A 19701-nucleotide genomic window follows, 5' to 3' on the forward strand; every position below is an offset into this window, starting at 1 on the left:
CCTCCCCTCCATGCGCCCGCCCCGTCGGGTGTCCCTTCCGGTGTGGCCTGCGCGTCCCCTGACAGTGCCGTCCGGCCGTCGCTACAGTCCGGTTCCTCGGAACGCGGTCGGCGGGAGGCGTCAGCCCATGGCACAGGAGCCGGAAACCACCCGGACCACCGAATCGGGCCTGAGCCTCCGGCCCGTCTACGGGCCCGAGGCCCTGGAAAGCTGGGACCCCGCCACCCGGCTCGGCGAACCCGGCGCGTATCCCTACACCCGTGGCATCCACCCCACGATGTACACCGGGCGGCCCTGGACCATGCGGCAGTACGCGGGGTTCGGCACGGCGGCCGAGTCCAATGCCCGCTACCGGCAGTTGATCGCCCACGGTGGCCACGGCCTTTCCGTCGCCTTCGACCTGCCCACGCAGATGGGCCACGACTCCGACGCCCCCGAGGCCCGGGGCGAGGTCGGCAAGGTCGGCGTCGCCGTGGACTCCGTCGAGGACATGCGCGCCCTCTTCGACGGCATTCCCCTGGACCGGGTCTCCACCTCCATGACCATCAACGCCCCGGCCGCCCTCCTGCTGCTCATGTACCAGATCGTGGCCGAGGAACAGTGCGTTCCCGCGGACCGCTTGACCGGTACCGTCCAGAACGACGTCCTGAAGGAGTACATCGCCCGGGGTACCTACATCTTCCCGCCCGGCCCCACACTCCGTCTCACCTCCGACATCTTCCGCTACTGCAACACCGAGATGCCCCGGTGGAACACCATCTCCATCTCCGGCTACCACATGGCCGAGGCCGGCGCCTCACCCGCGCAGGAGATCGCCTTCACGCTGACGAACGGCATCGAGTACGTCCGGACCGCCGTCGCCGCCGGTATGGACGTCGACGACTTCGCCCCCCGGCTCTCCTTCTTCTTCGTCGCCCGGACCGCCTTCCTCGAAGAGATCGCCAAGTTCCGCGCTGCCCGCCGGATCTGGGCCGCTGTGATGCGCGACCGGTTCGGCGCCCGCAATCCCCGGTCGCGGATGCTGCGGTTCCACACCCAGACCGCCGGAGTCCAACTGACCGCCCAGCAGCCGGAGGTGAACCTGGTGCGGGTGACCGTCCAGGCCCTCGCGGCCGTGCTCGGCGGCACCCAGTCCCTGCACACCAACTCCTATGACGAGGCCATCGCCCTCCCCACCGACAAGGCCGCCCGCCTCGCCCTGCGCACCCAGCAGGTCCTCGCCCACGAGACGGACGTGACCGCCACGGTCGATCCGTTCGCCGGCTCCTACGCCGTCGAATCCCTCACCGACGACCTGGAACGCGCCGCCCTCGACCTCATGGCCCGGATCGACGACATGGGCGGCGCGGTGCCCGCCATCGAGCGCGGCTTCCAGAAGTCCGAGATCGAACGCAACGCCTACCGCATCGCCCGGGAGACGGACGACGGCGACCGCGTGGTCGTCGGCGTCAACCGCTTCCGGCTCGACGAGGAGGAGCCGTACGAACCCCTCCGCGTCGACCCCGCCATCGAGGCCCGGCAGTGCGAACGCCTCGCCGCCCTGCGCGCCACCCGCGACCGGCGGGCGGTGGATGACGCCCTCGCGCGGTTGCGCGCGAAGGCGTCCCGGGCGTCCGATAACGTCCTGCCCCCGATGAAGGAGGCGCTGCGCGCCCGCGCCACCGTGGGAGAGGTGTGCGGGGCGCTCCGCGAGGTCTGGGGCTCCCACGTGCCCATCGAGAGTTTCTGACCGCTCCCTCCCCGTCCGGTGGATTTGCGACACTGGACCGATGTCCGCACCCCGCCGCACCTGCCCCGTCTGCTCCCGCGAGATCGCCGTCGTGGGCGGCCGCTACGCCCGCCACGACCCGCCCGGCCGGCGGGTCTCCTACGAACTGGTCTCCTGCCCCGGCTCGCGCCGCTCGGCGCCCCTCCTGGCCACGGAGCCGCGGCTGTTCGATCCGGAGGAGCCACCGATGGACGGACAGGGTCAACTGTTCTGATCAGGAACCGGACGGCGGGCCGTCGGTGCGGCTAGCGGGCGCAGAGCACGTCCTCGCCGGGACGCTTCCCGGTGAGCAGGAAGTCGGTGACCTTCCGGTCCCCGCACGCGTTCCCGTCGCCCAGGTACACGCCGTGGCCGCCGCTGTCCACCGAGACCATCCGCGCCCGCTGCCCCAGCGCCTCCCGCATCTTCAGCGCCCCGAAGTGCGGTGTCGCCGGGTCACGCAAGTTCTGGATCATCAGGATGTTCGACGGCCCGTCGGAGGTTATTCGGGTGGGCTTGTCGGCGGGGGCCCATTTCCAGAAGGCGCACGGGAAGACTCCGACCGGCATGCCCGCGGTGAGCGGGTAGCGCGCCCGGTCGGCCGCCACGGCCCGGGCGGTCTCCGGGAGGGAGCGGGACCACCGGACGTCGTTGCAGATGGTGGCCATGGTCACGGCCGCCTCGTGCTCGGGCAGGGAGCCGGCCAGCGCGGTCGGCAGAGCGGGCGTCGCCTCAGGGTCCCCGGCTTCCTTGACCAGTAGCGCGGCCCCGGCGAACGCCTTGTCGCTGTACATCGCCAGCTGTAGTGCCTGCCGGAGCCGGTTGCCGGTGAGCGGTTTGCCGGGCGTGGTGGTCGGCTTCGGATGGCGGTCGAGACGGTCCGCCAGGGCGAGGACCATCGGCCGGACGTCCTCGGGACGCGGGGCGAGGCGGAGCCCGCCACCGCCCTCCGGGCCGTCCTTCTCCCGAGCCGGGTCGGCGGCCCACCGGGCGAAGTCGGGGAACCGCAGCTCCATGGCCGGCGACAGGTTCGCCGACCAGCCGCGCGCCACCCGCTTCGGATCGGGGTCGCCGATACTGTCCAGCACCCAGCGGTCGGTGTGGGCGGGGTACTTCTGCGCGTACTGCGCGGCGACGTAACTGCCGTAGGACGATCCCAAAGCGGAGATCTTCTCCTCGCCCAGTGCCTTACGGAAGCTGTCGATGTCCCGCACCTCGTTGGCCGTGCTCATGCTGCGCAGCAGCGGGCCGCCGTTGTCGGCGCAGGCGTCGGCGACGCGGCGGGCGCGGCGCACGTTGTCCGTGATGTCACCGCCCTTGCCCGGCCACGGCCGGATGTTGACGAGATCCCGGTCTTCCTCGCTGAGGCCGCACCCCGTGCGGTCGCTCCCGCCGACACCTCTGGGGTCCAGGGCGACGAGGTCGTAGGCGCCGCCCAGCTCCTTCTGGAGCACCTTCCCCTTTTGAGTCAGCCGCTGGGTGCCCGAACCCCCGGGGCCGCCGGGAATGACGATCAGAGTGCCCCGCCGGGCCTCCGGCCGGTCGCTCAGCACCCGCGACACCCCCAGCCGGGTCCGCGGCCCGTCCGGGTCGCGGTAGTCGAGCGGCACGGAGAGCTCGGCGCACTCCTGCCGGGCCGGTCCGTTGTCCTGCGCGCAGGGTCTCCAGCGCAGTTCCGGAGCCGGGGGGCCGGCCGCGTGCGCGGGGATACCGGAGAGCGTGGCGGCGACGGCCGAGACGGACAAGGCGAGAAGGAGGCCCGAGCGGGCGCGATGTGTCATGGAGACAAGGGTTGTCGAAGTGACCTGCCCCGTACATCGGGGATACCCCCCGTTCCTGGGTAGGGGATCCCCCTCAGGGAAGTGTTCGATTTTGCGCCGGGTATCTGGCCTTCGCGCGTGCGGTACTTGCCATTGTTGTCGCCGAAATCCCCATCCAATTGCCGGTGTTGTGCCCCCGCGCTCCCTTCCGTGGGCTCGCCTCGCTCGGTCCGGCGCGTCTACCGTGAAGCGGTCGGGCGGGAGAGGCGGAGGCGATCGTGCCGATGGGACCTGGGAGTGGTGAAGCGGACGGGATCGTGGAGTTGGGTCGGGCTCTGGCGCAAGGATGCCTTTCTGCACGGGAGTTGGCGCTGGAGGCCCTGCGCCGGATCGACGTGACGCAAGGGACACTCAACGCCTTCCGGTGGGTCCGGGACGAGGGAGCCCTGCGGGACGCCGACGCGGCCGACCGGCGGCTGCGGGCGGGGGAGCGAGGGGCGCTGCTGGGGGTGCCCGTCGCGGTCAAGGACGACATGGACGTGGCCGGGCTGCCCACCGCCTTCGGCTGCCCCGGCGACTTCCCGGTGAAGCGGGCCGACAGCGAGGCCGTGCGCCGGCTCCGCGCCGCGGGTGCGGTGATCGTCGGAAAGACCAACACGCCCGAGCTGGGCCAGTGGCCGGTGACCGAGGGGCCGGCGTTCGGAGTGACACGGAACCCGTGGAACACGGCATACTCGCCCGGCGGTTCGTCCGGCGGCTCGGCGGCGGCCGTCGCCGCCGGGATCGTGCCCGCGGCCCTCGGTTCCGACGGTGCCGGTTCCGTGCGCATCCCGGCCGCCTGGACCCACCTGGTGGGCGTCAAACCGCAGCGGGGACGGATCTCCGCGTGGCCGGAGCGCGAGGCGTTCCGCGGGCTGACCTGCGGCGGGGTGCTGGCGCGCACGACCGCGGACGCGGCGTTGCTGCTGGCCGCGGTGAGCGGCTCGCACGCCGGCGATCTGCACCGGCCCGCGGCGGTCGACGTCGTCGCCGCCCTGGCGCGGCCCCCGCGACGGCTGCGGATCGCGTTGTCGCTGCGGCCGGCCTACGCGGCGGTACGGCACCGGCTCGATTCCCGGGTGCGGGCCGCGACCCTGCGGACGGCCGAGCGGCTGGAGGAACTGGGACATGAAGTCGTGCCCGAGGAGCCGCGGTTCGGTCCGGTGGGCCTCACGTTCGTACCGCGTTCCATGTCCGGAGTGCGCGAGTGGGTGGGCCGGGTGCCCGAGCGGCGGTCGCTCGACGGGCGGACCCACCTCAACGCGCGCGGCGGGCTGGTGCTCGGGGGTGCCGTGTTGCGTGCGGCGCGCGCGGCGGAAGGTCCGCTGCGCAACAGGATGAGCGCGCTGTTCGGCCGCTACGACGCGCTGCTCACACCGACCACGGCGGCGCCGCCGCTGCCCGTCGGCGCGCTGGACGGGCTCTCCGGGCGTGAGACCAACTCGCTGATGATCACGTCGTGTCCGTATGCCTGGCCGTGGAACGTCCTGGGGTGGCCCGCCGTGAACGTACCCGCCGGATTCACGGAGGGCGGACTGCCGCTCGGATCGCAGCTGATGGGGCCGGAGGGGGCCGAGCCGCTGTTGTTCTCCCTCGCGGCACAACTGGAGGGTCTTGTGCGGTGGTTCGAACACCGGCCCGCGATGGCGTGGCAGGCGGGGGAGACCGTGGCGTAGGACGGGCGATCGGCCCTCAGGGGAGCGGTCTCGTGCGTCGACCGCGAACAACCCTATGGGGGAAGGTTTCTTCTTTGGGTACAACGCCGCACGTGAGGTGTTTTCCTCGTAAGTCGCCATTATTTCCCGGCTTTGCACCTGACATGCCGTGGATTCCGAATCCCACCCCAGACGCAACCCGTCCGAGTGAGACGCCGAGGGATGCCGTGCCCGTGGTGCGTATCCGGCGCTAGCCTCCTTGCGGGATGGCGGGGCCAAGGCGGTCCACGGGTGCGCCGGGTCGCAAGACCGGGCGAGCCGTGGGCGCCGGGGCAGGACGGCGCCGTCCGGAGGGAGGGGATGACGATGAGAACCGCCGTGACCATCGAGGAACTCGCCGTGCTGCACGGCGAGGTGCTGCCGGCGCGCACGGTGCTTTCCAGCCTGGCGGCGGTCAACGGCGACCCGTCGTTGTTCCCCCCGCTGGTCAGATCCGAGCACGGGACGACTGTCGTCTACGCCTGCCAGTACCGGCAGGACGCGGGAAGCCCCGGCCTCCTGGCGGCACTGGGACTGGCTCCCAGCACCCCGGGACACACGGTCACCTGCATCCCCGCGGGCATCACCACGCACTGACCGCGGACCATACAGCCGACCACACCCGCCGACCGCATCCGCTGACCGCGCGGAGACGCTGAGCACCAACGGCGCACGACCTCGCGGCGCGACGTCCGCGTCAACCACCACGACCGACCGAAGCCCTCTCCTCCTCGCCGGCGCCGCCGCCGTACGCGGTGGTGCGGCGGTCCGACGTGTCCCGCTTCCGCGGTATGGCCCGCCATCGCCGCGTCCACCAGAGAAACCGAAGGACTCATCCCCGGCGGCAGTCCGCCCGGGGGTGGAGTGCCCGGTCCCGCCGGTCCGGCGGCCGGGCGCGGAAGCCAGGTGAGTGCGGCAACCAGGGCATTCCCGGGCCTCCAGTACGTCCCAGGGCACCCAGCACGCAGCACGTCCAGAGAAAGGGAATGGAATGGACAACCTCATCAGCTTCGAAGAGCTCGCCGGGGTCTCGGGCGAAGTACTGCCCGAGCGCACGGTGATGGGAATCATGGCCGTCCCGTTCGGTCCGGGTGACGGCGGCGCCGGCAGCGCCGCCGGCAGCTCGTCGAGCGCGGCCAGCGGCGGTGGCGTCTTCGCCCCCGCCCCGAGCGACCACGGCACGACGGTCCTGTCGTCCTGCCAGTCCTACGACCGGCCGCAGACCGCGGGCCTGCTCGGTTCGCTCGGGCTCCCGTCCCAGAACACCACGAGCGGCATGACCTGCACGCCCGCGGCCATCTCCAGCCACTGATCCGCCGCGGGGCGCCGACCCGGTAGCGGAACGCCGCACTCGCCCGGCGGGGGAAGGCCGGCTCCTCGGCCTTCCCCCGCTGTGCCGGGAACGGGAGTCCGTCTCCGCGCGCGGGTGCCGTACGTCCGCATGAGGTCATGGCGTCCGACCAGTCCCCACACCAACGGATCCGACAGTCCGCACCTTCCGGGAGCATCATGACCCTGCCCTTCGTCCCGGGCGCCGGCCGAGCGGGAGCCTCGCCGGGGCGACGGCCGATGCCAGCCGAGCCGCCGGCCGAGCGGCCGGCCGGGGAGCCCCGGCTGGTGCCCGGCATCGAGCTCGTGGGCGAGTTCGAGGGGTCCGGGTACCGTGACCCGCCGCAACTGGTCTGCCGCCCCGACGGACAACTGGTCCGGCTGCCCACCCTGCTGTATCGCGTCGTACGGGCGCTGGACGACCGGCTCGGCGACGGAGGCGGCGACGGGGGCGGTGACGGAGGCGGCGACGGGCGCGACGACGGACGTGCCGCACACCGCGAGGAACCGCGGGCGGACGGCGGCACGCGTCTCAAGGCCTCACACGGCCGCGGGACCCACGACGCCTCGCACGAATCGCCCGGGGGCGCCGCACGCGGGGAGACCCTCATGGCGCGGGTGGCCGACGAGCTGAGCCGGGAGACCGGACGCCGGTTCACCGCCGAACACGTCGCGTACCTCATCGACGAGAAGCTCGCCCCCCTCGCCCTGACCACCTACAGCGACGGCTCCCCGCCGCCGCCGGCCCGCCGGACCGATCCCTTCCTCTCCTTCCGGTTCCGGCTCGCGGTGGTGCCCGAGCGCGTCACCTGGTTCGTCTCCGGCCTCTTCGCGTGGCTCTTCCACCCGTTCCTGGTGTACGTCGCGGTCTGCCTCTTCGTGATCGGCGAGGCGTGGCTGTGGACGACCCAGGAGACCGGGATCGCCTTGCAGGCGGTGCTCACCGCCCCGGGCAGTGTGCTCCTCGTGGTCTTCCTGGCCATCGCCTCGTGCGTCTTCCACGAATGGGGCCACGGCGCCGCCTGCCGTTACGGAGGCGTCCGGCCCGGTGCCATGGGCTGCGGCATCTACCTCGTCTGGCCCGCCTTCTACACCGACATCACCAACTCCTACCGGCTCGGCAGGGCCGGGCGCATCCGGGCCGACCTGGGCGGGGTCTACTTCAACGCGCTGTTCGTCCTCGGCCTGCTGGCGCTGTACGGCGCCACCGGCTTCCAGCCCCTCCTGGTCGCGGTCGTCGCCGTCAACCTGGAGATCATCCAACAGCTGCTGCCCACCCTGCGGTTCGACGGCTACTACATCGTGGCCGACCTCGTCGGCATCCCCGACCTCTTCTCCTACATCGGGCCCATCCTCAAGCGCGTGCTGCTCCGGCGCCCGGCGGACGAGCGGCTCCGCGCCCTCAAGCGATGGCCTCAGATCGTGGTCGCGTTCTGGGTGCTGTGCCTGATCCCGGTGCTCCTGCTCCAGATCGGCATCCTCCTGTACAACCTGCCCCAACTCCTCGCCGCCGACTGGCGCAAGGCCCAGTGGCTGCTGGAGAACGCGGGCGCGTCCGGGCACCAGATCCTCGGCATGACCTCGGCCTGTCTGCAGATCGTGCTGCTCGCCCTGCCCATCGCCGGGCTGCTGCTAGCCCTGGTGCGGCCCACGCGCTCACTCCTCCGGTTCTTCGGCCGGACCGTTGCCCGTGTGACGGGGCGGCGCGGTGGCGCGTCCGAAGGGCAGACCGCCGGCTGTCCCAGCGGTCAACGGGTCAGCGAACCAGGGGGGTAGCGGATCAGGGGGGTAGCAGATCAGGGAGCCAGGATGTCCAGCTCGGCCATCGCGCCCGTGGCGATCTCCCGGGTCAGGGCCTCCGCGCGCTCCGCGTCGTGCAAGCGGACCGCCTCCGCCACTTGGACGTGGAGGGTGACCGCGGCCGGGTCCGGGTCGGTGAACATCACCTGATGCCGGGTCCGGCCGGTGAGCACCTCGGCGACGACGTCGCCGAGGCGGGCGAACATCTCGTTGCCCGAGGCGCGCAGGACGACGCGGTGGAACGCGATGTCGTGCAGCAGATAGGCCTCCAGTTGCTGGCCCCGTGAGGTGGCGACCATTCCGAGCGCGTGCTCGGTGAGTTCGGCGCACTGCTCCGGCGTGGCCAGACGCGCGGCGAGGCCCGCCGCGACGGGCTCCACCGCCGACCGGAGCACGGTCAGCGACCGCAGTTGGCGAGGGCGGTCCGGCCCGGCCAGCCGCCAGCGGATGACCTGCGGGTCGTAGACGTTCCACTCCTCGGACGGCAGTACCGTCACGCCGACCCGCCGCCGTGAGCTGACCAGGTGCATGGACTCCAGGACGCGTATCACCTCACGGACGACGGTGCGCGAGACCCCGAAGCGTTCCTCCAGCTCGTCCGTGCGCAGCACGCTCCCCGGTGGGTATGCGCCCGCCGTGATCTCGGGTCCCAGGGACTCCAGCACCCGAGCGTGCGGTCCCTGCCCATGGTTGGCCATGAGATCAGCCTACGTGTCCATGGCGAGCGCGATTAAGTATGACGTTTGGGTCACAGTGGCTTGATACGTCGTACTTCATCAGGTTCAGTGGAGCGGCAACCGGCGCCGAGGATGACGCCGGAGACAGTGAGGTGCACATGACTACCGCCGACAGCGGAGCCACCCCCGGCGACGGGGACCCCGGCTCGTCCACGCCCCCGGCGGCCTCCCGGGTCGTCGTCGTGATGGGCGTCGCCGGTACCGGCAAGACCACCGTCGGCCCCCTCGTGGCGGACGCCCTGGGCGTTCCCTACGCCGAAGGCGACGACTTCCACCCGCCCGCGAACATCGCCAAGATGTCCTCCGGCGTCCCGCTGGACGACGCCGACCGGGCCCCCTGGCTCGACGCGATCGGCGCCTGGGCACGCGGCCGGGCGGGCCGCGGCGGGGTGGTCAGCTGCTCCGCGCTCAAGCGCGCCTACCGCGACCGGCTCCGGGCCGCCGCGCCGGGCGTCGTGTTCCTGCACCTCACCGGTGACCGTGAGCTGATCGCCGGCCGGATGGCCGCCCGCAAGGGGCACTTCATGACCAGCCGGCTGCTGGACTCGCAGTTCACGACGCTGGAACCGCTCGGTGCCGACGAGGCCGGTGTCGCCGTGGACGTCGCCCCCGCCGCGGCCGTCATCGCGGAACGGGCCACCGCCGCCCTGCGCCGCGTCTGACCCGCCCGGTCGTTCGCGATTCCGGACGGTGGTGACCCGGCCGCCGGCGCACGGCGGCCCGCGGTCGCGACCCCGGACCCGCGGTCCCCGTCCGGCCGGCGCCCGCTCCGTCGGCATCCGGCCTCGGCCGGCCACGTGTCCGACCGACCGTCGACGCACCCCAGTCGGAATCGCGTCCGACCGGTGCCCCGTCCGACCGGTACCTCTCCCGCCCGACCGGCGCCCCGGCGTCGGAACGGGGCGGAACGGCCGTTCCAGGCCCCCACCCCGCGGCCCCGCCGCGCCCCACACACCAAGGAAGCCCCGTGAGCACTCTCAGCGTCGAGATGCTGGCCGCGGCCCCCGCCGAACCGATCACCTCGGCGGGTCACGCACAGCTGGGCATCGCCGTACTCGCCGGCATCGCCGTCATCGTCCTTCTCATCACCCGCCTCAGACTGCACGCCTTCCTGGCGCTGACCATCGGTTCGCTGGCGCTCGGCGCCGCCGCCGGAGCGCCGTTGGACAAGGTCATCGCCAGCTTCAGCGCCGGTCTGGGCTCCACGGTCGCCGGGGTCGGCGTCCTCATCGCCCTCGGCGCGATACTCGGCAAGCTGCTGGCCGACTCGGGCGGCGCCGACCAGATCGTGGACACGATCCTGGCCAAGGCCGGCACCCGCTCGATGCCCTGGGCCGTCGTCCTCATCGCCGGCGTCATCGGGCTGCCGCTGTTCTTCGAGGTGGGGATCGTGCTGCTGATCCCCGTGGTGCTCCTGGTGGCCAAGCGCGGCGGGTTCTCCCTGATGCGCATCGGCATTCCGGCTCTGGCCGGTCTCTCCGTGATGCACGGCATGGTCCCGCCGCACCCCGGGCCGCTGGCCGCGATCGACGCGATCGGGGCCGACCTCGGGGTGACCCTCGCGCTCGGCGTGCTGATCGCCGTGCCGACCGCGGTGATCGCCGGCCCGCTGTTCTCGCGCCTCGCCGCCCGCTGGGTGGACGTCGCACCGCCCGAGAAGCTGATGCCCCAGCGTCCGTCCGAGGACCTGGAGCGCCGCCCGGGCTTCGGCGTCACCGTGGCCACCGTCCTGCTGCCGGTGGTGCTGATGCTGGTGAAGGCGCTCGTGGACGTCGTCGTGGACGATCCGAAGCAGCACGTCCAGCGGGTCGCGGACGTCATCGGCTCGCCGCTGATCGCGCTGCTCGCGGCCGTCCTCGTCGGCATGGTGACCCTCGGCCGGGCCGCCGGCTTCGGCCGCGACCGGCTGGCCTCGACCGTCGAGAAGTCCCTCGCTCCGATCGCCGGCATCCTGCTGATCGTCGGCGCGGGCGGCGGGTTCAAGCAGACGCTGATCGACGTCGGCGTCGGCCGGATGATCCTGGACTTCTCCAAGGACTGGTCCGTCTCCGCCCTGCTCCTGGCCTGGCTGATCGCGGTCGGCATCCGGCTCGCGACCGGTTCCGCGACCGTGGCCACCATCTCGGCCGCCGGCCTGGTGGCCCCGCTCGCGGCCGACATGAGCACCACCCACACCGCCCTCCTCGTCCTGTCCGTCGGCGCCGGCTCGGTCTTCTTCAGCCATGTGAACGACGCGGGCTTCTGGATGGTGAAGGAGTACTTCGGCCTGGAGGTCGGCCAGACGCTCAAGACCTGGTCGGTGATGGAGACGATCATCTCGGTGGTGGGGCTGGGCTTCGTGATGCTGTTGTCACTGGTGATTTAGATCCAAGTCCGGGTCCGGGCCCGGGTCCTGGTTAAGGACCAGGATCCGGACCGCGCCCGCGCCGGCCTTCAGGTCTAGGCGCGGGACAGGCCCCCGACCATCTCCGCCAGGTACGCCCGCACCTCCGCGGCGTCGTCCGTGGCCAGCCCGATGTAACCGTCCGGCCGGATCAGGAACAGCCCCTCCCCGTACGCCCGCGCCAGGTGCCCGTCCACGTCGGTCAGGCGGGCGACCCGCACCAGGGGACCGGCCACGTCCGCCGGCACGTCCTTCTCCGCCGCGGGCCCCACGGCCACCAGGGTGAAGTGCTCGGGGCCGAACAGGTCGAAGAGCCGGACCGGCGCGCCGGAGTCCGTCGCGCACGGCGCGTCCGGCGCCCGGTCGCCCGCGCGCGGCGCGTCCTCGGCCAGGCCGGTACGCGTCTCGCGGCTGAGGGGGCTGTCCCGGTAGTGCAGGCCGAGCTGGTGCGCCTCCCGGCCGCGGCGTGCGCTCAGCTTCAGCCCCTTCCGGCCGGGGTCCCGGTGGATGCGGGTGCTCAGGCCGAGCACGCCCGCCGCGACGGGCAGCCGCTCCGCCTCGTACGAGGCGAGGAGCGCCTCCGGTGCCCCGTGCCGTACCACGTGCCCCAGCTTCCAGCCCAGGTTGTACGCGTCCTGCACGCTGGTGTTGAGCCCCTGGCCCCCGGCGGGGGAGTGCACGTGGGCGGCGTCCCCGGCGAGGAACACCCGGCCCTCGCGGAACCGTTCCGCCATGGCCGCCCGGGCGCGCCAGGCCGAGGCCCAGTCCACCTTCGCGACCGTCAGTCCGGCCCGCTCCGCGACCATCTCCCGGATGGCCTCGGGCGCCGGGTCCGGTTCGCCGTCCGGGAAGGAGGCGATCAGCTGGAAGGCGTCCGTCGCGTACAGCGGGCAGAGGACCAGCAGGCCGGCGGGGTGGTCCGGCCAGGTGTGCCAGTGGGTGCGCGGCAGGTCCGGCACGTGGACGTCGGCGACCAGCATCGGCGTGGGATCGACCGTCTCGCCGGTGAACGGGATGTCCAGCAGGCGGCGTACGGTGCTGCGTCCGCCGTCCGTGCCGACGAGCCAGCGGACGCGCGCGGTGGACGTCGTGCCGTCCGTGGTCTCCAGGTGTGCGGTGACCCCGTCCGCGTCCTGGTCCAGTCCGGTGAGCCGGGTGCCGAACTCGACCGTGCCGCCGAGCTCGGCGAGCCGTTCCCGCAGGATCTCCTGGGTGCGCCACTGCGGCAGCAGCAGCGGCTGGCCGTAGGGAGCGTCGGGCGTCGGCTCGACGCGCGTGAACATGTCCCATTCCTCGGTCATTTCCCCGTTGCGCCAGCTGCTCGCCAGCGGCGCCGGGCCACCGGCCGCGATGACGCGGTCGACGATGCCGAGCGCCGCGAAGTGCTCCAGCGTCCGCGGCTGGATCCCCTTCCCGCGCGACCCGATGAACCCCTGCTCCGCCGCGTCGACCAGCCGGAACGGGACTCCCTGGCCGGCGAGGACGCAGGCCAGGACGAGGCCGGACGGGCCGGCGCCGACGATCAGTACTTCCGTGTTCCCCGTGGCGCCGGGGCCGTGGGCGGCGGGTGCGCCGGACGGAGCGGGCGTGATGGGTGCAGTGGACACAGGGTCCCCCCTTAACGACGTTCAATTTAACGCGGTTAAGGATGTGCTGAACGGCGTTAAGCTGTCAAGGTGGCAATTCGACTGGACCGTGACCAAGTGGTGAGCACCGCACTGGAGCTGCTGAACGACGTGGGGCTGGAGGGGCTGACCCTGCGGCGCATCGGCAAGGAGCTCGACGTCCAGGCGCCCGCCCTCTACTGGCACTTCAAGAACAAGCAGGACCTGCTGGACGCCATGGCCACCGAGATCCTGCGCCGGATGACCGTCCGGCAGGAGGCGGAGGGCGGCTTCGCGAAGGCGACGTGGCAGGAGACGCTGGCCGACAGCCACCGGGCGCTGCGGCGGGAGCTGCTCTCCTACCGTGACGGGGCGAAGGTCTACAGCGGCACCCGCTTCGTCGGCACCTCGTACGCCGTCCCGATGGAGCGGTACCTCGCGTCGCTGGTCGAGGCCGGATTCACCCTTCGGGCCGCCGCCCGCGCGTTCTACACCGCGTACTGCTTCACGATCGGCTACGTCATCGAGGAACAGTCGGCGGCGGACGATCCGGAGCGGGGTATGAAGGGCATCGACGTGGCCGAACGCGCCGAGCGCCTGGCGGAATTCCCGCTCGCCGCGGCGGCGGGAGCCGACCTCTTCGGGGACGCGGACGCCGGGTTCGAGGCGGGGCTGGCCGCGATCATCGCGGGGGTCGAGGCGACACGGGAGCGGAGCGGGGAGGCGCGCTGAGCGTCGCCCGTAAGCGACTTCGGTGGCTTTCCACCGGCGCCGGTACGTCAGCGCCTCGTGGGGCGGTAGGGCGGTGCCTCCGTCAGCGCCTCTCCGCCCTCGCCTCCTGCGGGGACACCTCCAGCCCCCGGCGCAACAGCGGGTTCAGCCGCCGCTCCACCCCCACATGCAGCACCCAGGCCAGGCCCAGCATCAGCCCCACGGTCAGCGCCAGCACCCCATACGACGGCACCCCCAGCCTCCGGTGCAACACCTCCACCACGACCCACCCCAGATGCTCGTGCACCAGGTAGAAGGGGTACGTCAGCGTCCCGGCCACCGTCAGCCACCGCCAGGAGAGCCACCGCGCCCCGCCGGCCGCCACGACCGCGACCGCCGCGTACCCGAGGGCGAGCACGCCGATGATGACGACGGGGGAGCGGTACGAGAAGTGGTGCGGCCCGGGTGGGTGCCACAGGCCCGCCACCGCGTAGTGCTGGCCGATCAGGAAGCTCACCGCGACGATCCCCCAGGCCGTCGCCGAGTGACCGTACCGGTGGACGAGGTAGAGGCCGATGCCGCCGATGAAGAAGGACGAGTCCTCCGGCATCACCAGCACTTTGAGCGCCTCGGCGTGCGCGGCCGTGGTGAGCGCCGAGGCGAGCGTCCACACCGCGCAGAAGAGGATCACGCGCTGCCGGGTCGCTCCCGGCAGGACGACGAAGAGCGCGAAGAGGGCGTAGAAGCGCACCTCTACCCACAGCGTCCAGCACACGCCGAGGACCCGCTCGGCGCCGACGGGCTGTTGCAGCATCGTCAGGTTGACCAGGATGTCGCTGACGGAGACCGAGCCGTAGTGGCGCGCGAACGGAAGCGCGAACACCGCGGTGACCAGCAGGATCGCCGCCCAGTAGGCGGGATAGAGACGGGCGGCGCGGGAGGCCGTGAAGGAGCGGAGGGAGCGGCCCCAGCCGCTCATGCAGATCACGAAGCCGCTGATGACGAAGAAGAGCTGGACGCCGAGGCAGCCGTAGGCGAAGGCGGTGGAGAGGTGGGGGAACTGGTGGCGCGGGGAACTGCCCCACGCTTTGGTGATCTCGCCGCCGCGGCCTCCGTAGTGGTAAAGCGCGACCATCAGGGCGGCGATCAGGCGGAGGCCGTCGAGGGCGGTGAGGCGGCTGTGGCGGCGGGGTGCCGAGGGCCCCGGAGCGGGCATCTCCACTTCGCCGCTTCCCGGCGCCGTGCCCCGGGCTCCGGCATCGCGGCCTCGCCACGTCGTCATCAGGCGCCGGGCGGGCGGAATGGTGCGCTCGGGCGCGGTGCTCACCGCCCCGCCCGCCCCTTCAGCCGCCGCCGCGCCGCTCGCGCCTGGCGCGCCAACCGGCGGACCGTCGGGTTCCGGGGCAGGAAGGCGAGACGGCGGGGAAGGGCCCCGGGAAGGCCAAGCGCCGTGAGGCGCCGCCGCTTGAAGTAGCGGCGGGTCCGGGCGTCCCGACGGCGCGTGAGATAGCGCTCGGCGATCGGGCGCAGGTCGGGGCCGATGCGCGGCTGCATCGCGTAACCCACCGCCGCCAGCAGGTCGTTCAGCTCGGCCGTATCCGGTGGCGTCTCCCGCGCGGGGCCGTCCTCCAGCGCGGGCAGGAGCGCGTCGACGATCGTGACCGGCACCCGGTTGCCGTTCTCGTACGGCGTGAGCCGGTCCAGCAGCAGGTCCGTGCCGGTCCGGGCGGTCGGGATGCCGTAGAAGGCGCCCGCCGTGAGCAGCGCCGTCGAGAAGCAGCCGACGACCAGGGCGGGGCGCAGCCGCTGGAAGACCGCCTCCGCCAGGGCGGTGCCCTCCAGGCCCTCCAGCACGGTGAGCCGGACCCCGAGCCGCCCGGCCTCCTCCTCCAGCAGCCGCGACCAGCGCGCGGGGGCCGACGGGTGCGGTTTGAAGACGACGTCGCGGTGGCCGCGTCCGGCCGCGCCCCGCAGCATGCGGACGTGCAGCCCCTCCTCTTCCTCGGGCGTGAGGATCCCCAGCGCCGCGAGGTACTGGCCGAGCAGCAGCGCCGCTCCCTCGGGGGCGGCCGGCAGCGGGGTGGCGTCGGCCAGTTCGGCCAGCACCTTGGTGAAGACCTCGCCGGGGACGGCTTCCGGCCGTACCCCGAACTCCCGCAGCAGCAGCGGCCGTAGCCCCGGTACGAGGTCCAGGTGGAGCAGCCGGCGCACCCGCGTGCCGACCAGCGGGTCGAGCCTGTTGCGTGTGGGGCCGTAGCTCATCAGCCCGTCCGCGTAGACGTCCAGCGGGGCGTCGGGGAAGATCCGGGCGACCGCGAGAGCGGGGTCCACCTGGAGGGATTCCAGGACGAGCGAGACGTCGTCCGTTCCCAGGTCCCACAGCAGTCTCAGATGCCGCTCCCACAGGGGGACGTCGTCGGGGCGTGGGGACCAGCCGCCGGGGTGGAGCGGGCTGATCGTGTCGTTCCAGGAGAGGACGTCGTCGAAGCGGGTGCGGAGCCGGTCGAAGCCGGGGGCCGTGTCCGGTCCGGGGGTGGTCTCGGGGACGGCGGCGTTGTTGGTGACGAGCAGCAGCCGGCGGCCGGCCGGGGGGAACAGGCCGGCGTCGAGAGCGGCGGCGAGGGTCGCGGCGCCGTAGAGGGTGGAGGCCAGGAAGAGCTGCACGGTGCGCGGGTGGCCGGGCATCAGGCGGGCACCCCCGCCCGGGGCGCGGGGACGGGCCGGCGGCGCAGCCTGCGCAGCCGGGCCGCCCGGTCGGCGTCCATCGCGTTCAGGGCGTCGTTCAGCAAGGCCGGGGGCATCCGTTTCATCGCGGCGGCACTCCTCGAACGCAATGCGCGGGCGACTTCCGGTTCGAAGCGTTCGACGGAACCGAGATGGTGGGAAATGATCGCGCAATAGGTGCGTACGGCTTTCGGCAGCAGTGCGTCGGCATCGGGGTCCCGACGCGTTTCCTCGATCACCTGGTCGAATGCGCGGAGGAAATCCAGCTGCCGGACATCGCCGATCTGGGTGAGGGACGAGGGGACCCCCCGGCGGTAGAAGACGCCGAGCAGTCCCGCTATCGCGAAACTCCGGGCCTCGCGGTGCAGCCGCCAGATCCAGGGCCGGTCCTCGGCGGTGCGCAATCCGTGCCGGAAATGCAGGAGTCCGTCGTCCAGGAGCCTCCGGTGGTAGATGCCGGCCCAGGCGTACGGATAGTCGACGGAGGTCGAACGGTCGGCGGGGAGTATCGCGTCGCGCGGGTCGAGGACGACGCCGCGCCGGCCGTCGGGGACCCGGTGGAGAGTGCGGTTCCGGCCGGTGCACCGAACGTGGTCGGTGCGGACGAAGTCCACCCCCAGATCCTCGATGACCTGGAGCAATCGCACGTAGTGGCCGGGTGCGAGCCAGTCGTCGCCGTCCAGGAAGGTCACGTACTCGCCGCGGGCCGCGTCCAGTCCGGTGTTGCGGGCGGTGGCCAGGCCGCCGTTCCGTTCGTGGCGCTTCAGCACCACCCCGGGAAGCTCGTCACGGGCCCGTTCCAGGAGCGCGGGCGTGCCGTCCGTCGAACAATCGTCGACGAAAACGAATTCGAAATCGTCGCGGGAGTTCGCACGCAGACTGCGCAGTGTGTCCGAGGCATAGGCCTGCACATTGAAGAACGGCACGATGACCGAGAGCTTGACCACCCGCGTCACGGTAGGTGACACCCCGGCATTCGTTCTGTCCGGTGCCGTAAGCGAAGATGAACGAAATGCGGCGGAACGATGAACCGGGCGCGCGCGTCAACCGCTTCGCCACGTGTCGGCGCGCTGTTAACCGAGTGTTGAACCCGCGTTGGTCAGCCAAACCGGATCCATTCCTATCGTCGGTGCCGTGCCCTCACGTACCGAATCCCCGCCACGCGTCGCCGTGCTCGCGGACTCCGACACCCGGTGGAAATGGGGAGCGCTCACCGCGCACCGGCTCGCGCCCGGCGCCCGTCTGGACGGCTTCCTGCTGCGCGGCCGGGCCACTCCCACCCTCCGCCAGCTCGCCGAAGTCGGCGTGCGGGCCGACGCGTTGCGTGAGGTGACGGCCGCGGAGTTCACGGCCGCGGCCGGCCGGCCCCCGTACGACGTCGTCGTCCTCGCCTGCGTCGGCGGCACGGTCCAGGCGATGCTGCACGCGCTCGCCCGGGCGTGGTCCGGCGCCGCCCGGCGCCCGGCCGTCGTGACCGGCTACGTCGGCGTGGTGTACGAAAAGCTCGCCGACGGGCTGCTGTTGCGGCACGGAGCCGATGTGGTCCTGGCCAACTCCCGGCACGACGCGGAACGTTTCCGCGCGGTGTACGAGGGGGTCGGCGCCCCGGCGGACAGCGTCATGGAGTGCGCCCTGCCGTTCCTCGGGGGGCGCCCGTACGAGCCCGCGCCCCGCGAAGTGCGCCCGTACACCGTCGTCTTCGCCGCCCAGCCCTCCGTGCCGGAGAGCCGCGCCGACCGGCTGTACCTGCTGCGGCGGGCCGCCGGGCACGCCCGGGCGCATCCCGAGCGGGAGATCCTGATCAAGCTCCGCAGCAAGCCCGGTGAGCACACGACGCACATCGAGGAACACCCGTACCAGAAGCTCGTCTCCCGGCTGCCCGGCGGTCTTCCCGCCAACTGCCGCCCCGTGTACGGCAACATGGGCGCGGTCCTGGACCGCACCGACCTGCTGGTCACCGTCAGCTCGACCGCCGCCCTGGAAGCCCTGCACCGGTCCGTGCCCACGGCCGTCCTCACCGACCTCGGCATCCGGGAACAGCTCGGCAACCACCACTTCCTCGGCTCCGGCTGCCTCGCCTCCTGGGACCAGCTCGACGCGGGACGGCTCCCCAAGCCGGAACCCGAGTGGCTGGCCCGGCAGGGCGTGGCCGCCGAGCAGCCGTACGAGCGGGCGTTCGACGCGGCGCGGCGGCGGATCGCGGACCTCGTGGCCCGCGACCGCCTGCCGCCCCTCAGCCCGTACTACACACCCGAGACGGCCCCCGGCTACCTGCCCGCCGTCCTCGCCCGCCACGGCTTCGACCCGCACGGATGCCCGCTGCCCGGCCGCGCCGCACCCCCGCCCGGCCGGAGCGCCCTGCGCCGTGCCGGCCGCGACCTGCTGCGCGGGGCGGCCCGCGGCGCGTACCGGCACGGCGTGCAGCGGGTGGCGCCCGTCATCCGGCGGGTGGGGGAGCTGTGAACCCGGCGGCCGGTCACCACCGCCCCCGCCCCGCGCCGGACGGCGCGGCCGGAGCACCCGAATCCGAGGAGTCCCCGATGCCCTCCGTCCTCGCCGTCGTGCCCGCCCGCGGCGGATCCAAGGGGGTGCCGGGCAAGAACCTGGCGCCCGTCGGCGGGATACCGCTCGTCGCCCGCGCGGTGCGCGCCTGCCGGTCGGCCACGCTCGTCACCGACGTCGTCGTCTCGACCGACGACCCCGCCGTCGCCGCCGCGGCCCGCGCGGCCGGCGCGGAGGTCGTCGAACGGCCCGCCGCCCTCGCCGGGGACACGGCGACCAGCGAGGCGGCGGTGCTGCACGCCCTGGACGCGTACGAGGCGGAGTCCGGACGGACGGTCGACACCGTCCTGCTCGTGCAGTGCACCAGCCCGTTCGTGACCGCCGGGGACATCGACGGCGTCGCGGGACCCGTGCTGCGAGGGGAGGCGGACTGCGCCCTGACGGTGGCGCCTTTCCACGGCTTCCTGTGGCGGGAGGGACGCGGGGCGTCCCACGCGGCGGACGGGCCGCACCCACCGGAGGCGGCGGACGTGCCGGACGAGCTGTACGTGTCGGACGGGGCGGGCGGATTGCGCGTGCCGGGCGCGCCGAGCAGGGGGCGCGTGCCGGACGCGGCGGACGCATCACGCGCCGCCGCGCCCCGGCCCGCCGCCGCGCCCCGACCCGCCCCC

17 protein-coding genes are annotated in these 19701 nt (G+C 72.8%); 11 read left to right on the plus strand and 6 right to left on the minus strand.

Annotated features, from left to right (window positions below):
* The first annotated feature begins 127 nt into the window (after window positions 1-127).
* Entirely contained in the window at window positions 128-1729 is a 1602-nt protein-coding gene (locus ACSNOK_RS16120) for an acyl-CoA mutase large subunit family protein (RefSeq protein WP_436781363.1), read from the plus strand.
* Between the two features lie 40 nt (window positions 1730-1769).
* Window positions 1770-1982 (plus strand): hypothetical protein, encoded by a 213-nt coding sequence (locus tag ACSNOK_RS16125; protein WP_223768675.1) that lies wholly within the window; start codon window positions 1770-1772, stop codon window positions 1980-1982.
* A gap of 31 nt (window positions 1983-2013) precedes the next feature.
* Here ACSNOK_RS16125 and ACSNOK_RS16130 read toward each other — a convergent pair whose 3' ends face one another.
* On the minus strand, window positions 2014-3528 hold the full coding sequence (locus ACSNOK_RS16130) for an alpha/beta hydrolase (protein WP_436781364.1): 1515 nt from the start codon (window positions 3526-3528) through the stop codon (window positions 2014-2016).
* Between the two features lie 263 nt (window positions 3529-3791).
* On the opposite strand from ACSNOK_RS16130, the gene ACSNOK_RS16135 reads away from it, so the two are divergent.
* The 4 genes from ACSNOK_RS16135 (at window position 3792) to ACSNOK_RS16150 (ending at window position 8345) form a co-directional block, all read left to right on the plus strand.
* Complete coding sequence (locus tag ACSNOK_RS16135) at window positions 3792-5222, plus strand: amidase (RefSeq protein ID WP_436781376.1); 1431 nt, start codon at window positions 3792-3794, stop codon at window positions 5220-5222.
* Between the two features lie 339 nt (window positions 5223-5561).
* The gene (locus ACSNOK_RS16140) at window positions 5562-5837 is read left to right on the plus strand and encodes a hypothetical protein (RefSeq protein ID WP_436781365.1); all 276 of its coding nucleotides are present in this window, start codon (window positions 5562-5564) and stop codon (window positions 5835-5837) included.
* Window positions 5838-6231: 394 nt separating this feature from the next.
* Window positions 6232-6552, plus strand: coding sequence for a hypothetical protein (locus ACSNOK_RS16145; RefSeq protein ID WP_436781366.1), 321 nt, complete (start codon window positions 6232-6234; stop codon window positions 6550-6552).
* A gap of 257 nt (window positions 6553-6809) precedes the next feature.
* Entirely contained in the window at window positions 6810-8345 is a 1536-nt protein-coding gene (locus ACSNOK_RS16150; RefSeq protein ID WP_436781367.1) for a hypothetical protein, read from the plus strand.
* Window positions 8346-8365: 20 nt separating this feature from the next.
* Here the strand turns inward: ACSNOK_RS16150 and ACSNOK_RS16155 are convergent, their stop codons facing one another.
* Window positions 8366-9067, minus strand: a complete 702-nt coding sequence (locus tag ACSNOK_RS16155; RefSeq protein ID WP_436781368.1) for a FadR/GntR family transcriptional regulator — start codon at window positions 9065-9067, stop codon at window positions 8366-8368.
* A 224-nt stretch (window positions 9068-9291) separates the two neighbouring features.
* On the opposite strand from ACSNOK_RS16155, the gene ACSNOK_RS16160 reads away from it, so the two are divergent.
* Both ACSNOK_RS16160 and ACSNOK_RS16165 read left to right on the plus strand, forming a co-directional pair.
* Window positions 9292-9768 (plus strand): gluconokinase, encoded by a 477-nt coding sequence (locus tag ACSNOK_RS16160; RefSeq protein WP_436781377.1) that lies wholly within the window; start codon window positions 9292-9294, stop codon window positions 9766-9768.
* Between the two features lie 305 nt (window positions 9769-10073).
* Window positions 10074-11471, plus strand: coding sequence for a gluconate:H+ symporter (locus ACSNOK_RS16165; RefSeq protein ID WP_436781369.1), 1398 nt, complete (start codon window positions 10074-10076; stop codon window positions 11469-11471).
* A gap of 74 nt (window positions 11472-11545) precedes the next feature.
* Here ACSNOK_RS16165 and ACSNOK_RS16170 read toward each other — a convergent pair whose 3' ends face one another.
* A complete protein-coding gene (locus tag ACSNOK_RS16170) occupies window positions 11546-13096 on the minus strand; it encodes an FAD-dependent monooxygenase (RefSeq protein ID WP_436781370.1) in 1551 nt (516 codons plus the stop codon).
* A 69-nt stretch (window positions 13097-13165) separates the two neighbouring features.
* Here ACSNOK_RS16170 and ACSNOK_RS16175 point away from each other — a divergent pair, with 69 nt between their 5' ends.
* Window positions 13166-13825 carry a TetR/AcrR family transcriptional regulator C-terminal domain-containing protein gene (locus ACSNOK_RS16175; protein ID WP_436781371.1) on the plus strand — a complete coding sequence of 220 codons (660 nt, stop codon included), beginning with the start codon at window positions 13166-13168 and terminating at the stop codon, window positions 13823-13825.
* A gap of 82 nt (window positions 13826-13907) precedes the next feature.
* On the opposite strand, the gene ACSNOK_RS16180 is transcribed toward ACSNOK_RS16175, so the two are convergent.
* From ACSNOK_RS16180 to ACSNOK_RS16190, 3 genes are all read right to left on the minus strand, one after another.
* Window positions 13908-15020, minus strand: a complete 1113-nt coding sequence (locus tag ACSNOK_RS16180) for an acyltransferase family protein (RefSeq protein WP_436781372.1) — start codon at window positions 15018-15020, stop codon at window positions 13908-13910.
* 107 nt (window positions 15021-15127) lie between these two features.
* Window positions 15128-16489, minus strand: a complete 1362-nt coding sequence (locus tag ACSNOK_RS16185; RefSeq protein ID WP_436781373.1) for a polysialyltransferase family glycosyltransferase — start codon at window positions 16487-16489, stop codon at window positions 15128-15130.
* A complete protein-coding gene (locus ACSNOK_RS16190) occupies window positions 16489-17475 on the minus strand; it encodes a glycosyltransferase family 2 protein (RefSeq protein WP_436781374.1) in 987 nt (328 codons plus the stop codon). Before ACSNOK_RS16190 ends, ACSNOK_RS16185 begins: the two co-directional genes overlap by 1 nt.
* 223 nt (window positions 17476-17698) lie before the next feature.
* Between ACSNOK_RS16190 and ACSNOK_RS16195 the strand changes: the two genes are divergently transcribed.
* Together ACSNOK_RS16195 and ACSNOK_RS16200 are read left to right on the plus strand one after the other, a co-directional pair.
* Window positions 17699-18991, plus strand: coding sequence for a DUF6716 putative glycosyltransferase (locus ACSNOK_RS16195; RefSeq protein WP_436781378.1), 1293 nt, complete (start codon window positions 17699-17701; stop codon window positions 18989-18991).
* 77 nt (window positions 18992-19068) lie between these two features.
* Window positions 19069-19701: cytidylyltransferase domain-containing protein (locus tag ACSNOK_RS16200; protein WP_436781375.1), on the plus strand; the 633-nt coding region annotated here is incomplete at its 3' end.

This window comes from Streptomyces sp. URMC 126, from assembly GCF_051386555.1.
Taxonomy (GTDB): domain Bacteria; phylum Actinomycetota; class Actinomycetes; order Streptomycetales; family Streptomycetaceae; genus Streptomyces.